The sequence below is a fragment of the Candidatus Desulfatibia sp. genome (assembly GCF_036446775.1).
Taxonomy (GTDB): Bacteria; Desulfobacterota; Desulfobacteria; order Desulfobacterales; family UBA11574; genus Desulfatibia_A.
In genome coordinates this window covers 1-3,776 of the sequence record NZ_JAZFTO010000082.1, presented here as the reverse complement: position 1 = coordinate 3,776, position 3,776 = coordinate 1, and the positions used below count along the sequence as shown (strand labels likewise).

Here is a 3,776-nt window from a genome sequence, read left to right as displayed (position 1 = left end):
TCGGCCTCGTTGGAAAGGTGCGTGGTAAGGACTACCGTAACGCCGCCGCTCTCGCGGAGTTCTTCCAGCGTATGCCACATATTGCGCCGCGCGCCGAGGTCGAGGCCGGTGGACGGCTCGTCGAGTATCAACAGGCGCGGATCGTGTATGAGGCCCTTTGCTATCTCCACCCTGCGCCGCAGGCCGCCCGAAAGGTTTTCGGCAAATTCGCCGCGCCTGTCGGAAATACCGAATTTCGTTAAAAGGGTTTCTATCTTTTCCTTTAACGCCGCGCCCCGTATTCCGTAAAGGTGCCCCTGATGCGTGAGGTTTTCCATCACCGTCAGTTTCTTGTCGAGGCTTGGATTCTGAAAAACCACGCCGAAAGTTCGGCGCACCTCGGCGGCGTATTGGGTAATGTCCTTGCCGAATATCTCCGCCCTTCCCGACGTGGCCGTAATAAGCGTGGAGATGATTTTGAATAGCGTCGTCTTGCCGCTTCCGTTAGGGCCCAGGAATCCGAAGATCTCCCCTTTATCAACGGAGAAATCTATCCCCTTAAGCGCCTCGCGCCCTTGCGTCCCGCGCTTTGCCGGATATGTGTGCCGTACTTCGTATGTTTTTATTGCCGTCAATTAATCCCCCAAATGTAACGAATGCAATATCATACCATGCAGAAATTTAAAGCTCGTCCAATATTGGCGGACGCAAATATGATTAATAATATTAAGAGGTGAAATAAAAATACGTTATGCTTTGCCACCAACTCCAACAATAGCGCTAGAAACGTAAGCAATACCATTATGGTTTTCAGTAATTTTAATAGCATTTGATTGATTAAAAGTATGGACAAAACAATGGTGAATGGTTAGGACAAGGTCTTGCAATTCACTGTCTTGTTCTAGATTCTCAATTTTCAATCCAATCTCTTTTGCCTGTTCAGTGCTGATATGTCTCGAATGTGTTTTCATCATTGCCCTATCGGATAACTTTTTCACAACCTCCTCAGCAACATTTTTCGGATTTGAACTTGTTAAAAACATTCCCGTAGAAAGCCACTCTGTTACAATTTCTTTTGACCACGCAATTGCATTTCTACATTCACCCAAAAATGTTGGGTGATATTTGCTTATAATAGTTTGCCAAATTGGTATTTTTGCTGGATCTTCTTTAATTTCTTTTATAGCAAGATTAAATTCCTCAATAACACCATACGCAGGGATACCATTAAACTGGGGGTCTATTGGGCCAATATTTGAGTGCTTACCCATATAAATAACTAGCCCTGCGCACGCAATCATTGTTCCCGCAGACATTGCAATTTGAGGTATAAATATATTAATGTCGGTAGCAAACATTGTTCTAAGATAATGCACGAGTGATTCAGTTGCTGCCACTTGCCCGCCAGGTGTATGAATAATTAAGTCCAATCCTTTTGTACGATCAAGTCCATGAATTGTGGCCATAAAAGTGTTTTTATCATTATCATCGATCTCTACTCCCCCAATTCTAGGCTTCTGTAACCAGCCAGAATAATAACAGATCACATTTCTGCCACGTTTTTCATGGAGTTTTTTAATATATTTCCGACGAACGTAATCTAACGCATCCTTCCTTTGGGATGATCCTATTTCTTTTAAGATTTCTCCCCAACTTGGCATTTAGCAAGCTTACTTCTGTGATGTATACGTATTTGCAGAAGTTGTAAAAACAATACCCTCATAACGTAACACGCTTACTTTCTGAAAAAGCTTTGTGTATAGATCTGCTCCAAAATATTGATCTGTAGTTTCTATTTTTAGAAGATCAAAACCACGATCAATTTCTTCCATACTCTCTTTGGATAAATATGGAAAATGGTCTAGAGTGCCATTTTTGTAGTTTTTATTCTCCATACACGCACCTTCACACCCCCAAGTTTTATTAAAAAGATCACAACCACCTTTCCTACAATTAGATTCTAGCATAGATCGGTGGAAATTCCTTAATAGCTTTTTTATGCTTATTAAGCATCTTATAAGTTTCGGTAATATTTCGCTCATTTGTGTACATTGACTAATTCCTTTTAAGATTGCAACCTTAGATGCTTGATTTGCTGAACTTGGTTAATTTGGTGCTAAAGGAAATCTTGGGTGATTTGCATTTATAAAGAATTCTTGAATTATTAGCTTTCTATTACGGTTCGCGAAACCAGACCCTTATCATCGTCAGTCTCGCGTACAAAACAGTTCCGGTTAAAATGCCGCCTATTTGCCGTTTTGAACAGTTTTTTCCGATAGCTCTTTCAAGTTTAAAAGTTGCTTTCTCATCATGATTAAATCGCCCCATGAAAGGAAAAGACGAAAAGGGAAACCCAACACGCCTTTGAAAAAAGCCGCCGGATACATGATACACAGCTTAACCAAAAGACGGCATCCGCCCCCTTCACCTTGCCCTTGGGGAACAACCATATAGGTAACGGACGTCTCGCCCAATAAACGCTTTGCCCACGGGATGTCCATCGCCAGCGTAATGTGGCGGTCCTTTTCAAAATCGACCAGCCTGAAAATCGTCATCACGCGCTGGCCCTTTTCGAGGTTCTCGGCTCCCGGCGTAAGTGTTTGCGGGCTTTGGCGGCCGAAGTTATCTATCCAGTCGTAACTATAGGGGGCCAGCTTCAACTGGCAAAGCCAGCGGAATACCGTGGACGCGGGGGCGTCTATGCCGACCGCGCGGAAAAGCTCTGTGTCTATCGTCGTTATAAAGCCGTCGCACCGGTATTCAAGGCGCGTCTCATCTTCGCTTATCCCCCAGTAATCCGGAAGGCCTTTCATTATGGATGCGGGGTGGAGGCTACGGGCCTTTTAAATAGATTTTTATGGCGATGCTGACGTAAAAGAAAAGTGCTATAAGCAAAAGGATTACGGCAAACGCGCCCTTGCTTATCGGCGGCTTTTTTGGTCCTTCGCTTACAGGTTGATTGTTGCTGTCAGGCTTATCGCCGGCACATTTAAAATTAGTAGGATCGATTCCGTGTTTTACCATAAGCCTCCTTTTATAACCCGCTTTCGAGTTTCCTTTCCTTTACCAGCGTCAGCCCCGCGTAAAGGACGAAGAGCGCGCCGCCGATAACGGCAAGCAGGGTGCCGACACCCATGAGCGTTAGCGCTGCAAGGACGGCGGGGTTGTCCGTCCAGTCCACGCCGAACGTCTTGCGCGGCGCGCCGAATATTCCCGATATAAAAAGCCCCATGATGAACATGAACATCCCCGCGCCGTAAAGGTACGGCTGAAACTTCGCAACTCCGGGCAGCGATATCCGCACTTTGTACCCAACCATCATGTGATAGGCGAAACCCATAAGGGCGAGCGTAAGCGCCGTTATCGCGCCGTGGTAATGCGCGGGGACTCGCGTGTCGTTTTGGAACCCGGCGTAAGCTATGAACACGCCGAAAAGGTAAATCAGCATCGAAAACAAAAGCGCAACCGACGCCGGACTTTTATAATCGAACTTCATCCTTAAAAAAATATTTATGATATGCAAAAAAAGCGGTATGCCAATACCCAACGCGTAAACTATCTCCGAGCCTATCCTCGAATAAGGATGCAGCGGGTCGAAGACAAACGACATGCCCAGCAGAATCAAAGCCGAGAGCGCCAGCCATTTGTTGGCTCCCTTAAGGAACTTCCACAGCTTTATTTCGCCCGGAGTAGATATTTTCAAGAGTGCGTGCCACACGGCAACCAGCATCGCGCCGTTGAGTATCTGCTGAATGTGCCCCGGCGTCCAGAAGAGCCGCTCGTAATAAGCCTGCGGG

The 3,776-nt window shown here is 45.7% G+C and carries 6 protein-coding genes; all 6 read right to left on the bottom strand.

Features of this window, described 5'->3' with window-relative positions; translation table 11 throughout:
• Window positions 1-614 (bottom strand): ABC transporter ATP-binding protein (locus V3S16_RS03600; protein ID WP_413883308.1); only part of this gene is annotated, 614 nt, incomplete at its 3' end.
• Window positions 615-728: 114 nt separating this feature from the next.
• Entirely contained in the window at window positions 729-1,640 is a 912-nt protein-coding gene (locus V3S16_RS03595) for an SDH family Clp fold serine proteinase (protein WP_413883307.1), read from the bottom strand.
• A gap of 9 nt (window positions 1,641-1,649) precedes the next feature.
• Window positions 1,650-1,874 carry a hypothetical protein gene (locus tag V3S16_RS03590; protein ID WP_413883306.1) on the bottom strand — a complete coding sequence of 75 codons (225 nt, stop codon included), beginning with the start codon at window positions 1,872-1,874 and terminating at the stop codon, window positions 1,650-1,652.
• Window positions 1,875-2,225: 351 nt separating this feature from the next.
• The gene (locus V3S16_RS03585; protein WP_413883305.1) at window positions 2,226-2,792 is read right to left on the bottom strand and encodes a hypothetical protein; all 567 of its coding nucleotides are present in this window, start codon (window positions 2,790-2,792) and stop codon (window positions 2,226-2,228) included.
• A 19-nt stretch (window positions 2,793-2,811) separates the two neighbouring features.
• Window positions 2,812-3,003, bottom strand: coding sequence for a hypothetical protein (locus V3S16_RS03580; protein WP_413883304.1), 192 nt, complete (start codon window positions 3,001-3,003; stop codon window positions 2,812-2,814).
• A 10-nt stretch (window positions 3,004-3,013) separates the two neighbouring features.
• A partial coding sequence (locus tag V3S16_RS03575; RefSeq protein WP_413883303.1) for a hypothetical protein occupies window positions 3,014-3,776 on the bottom strand: 763 nt, incomplete at its 5' end.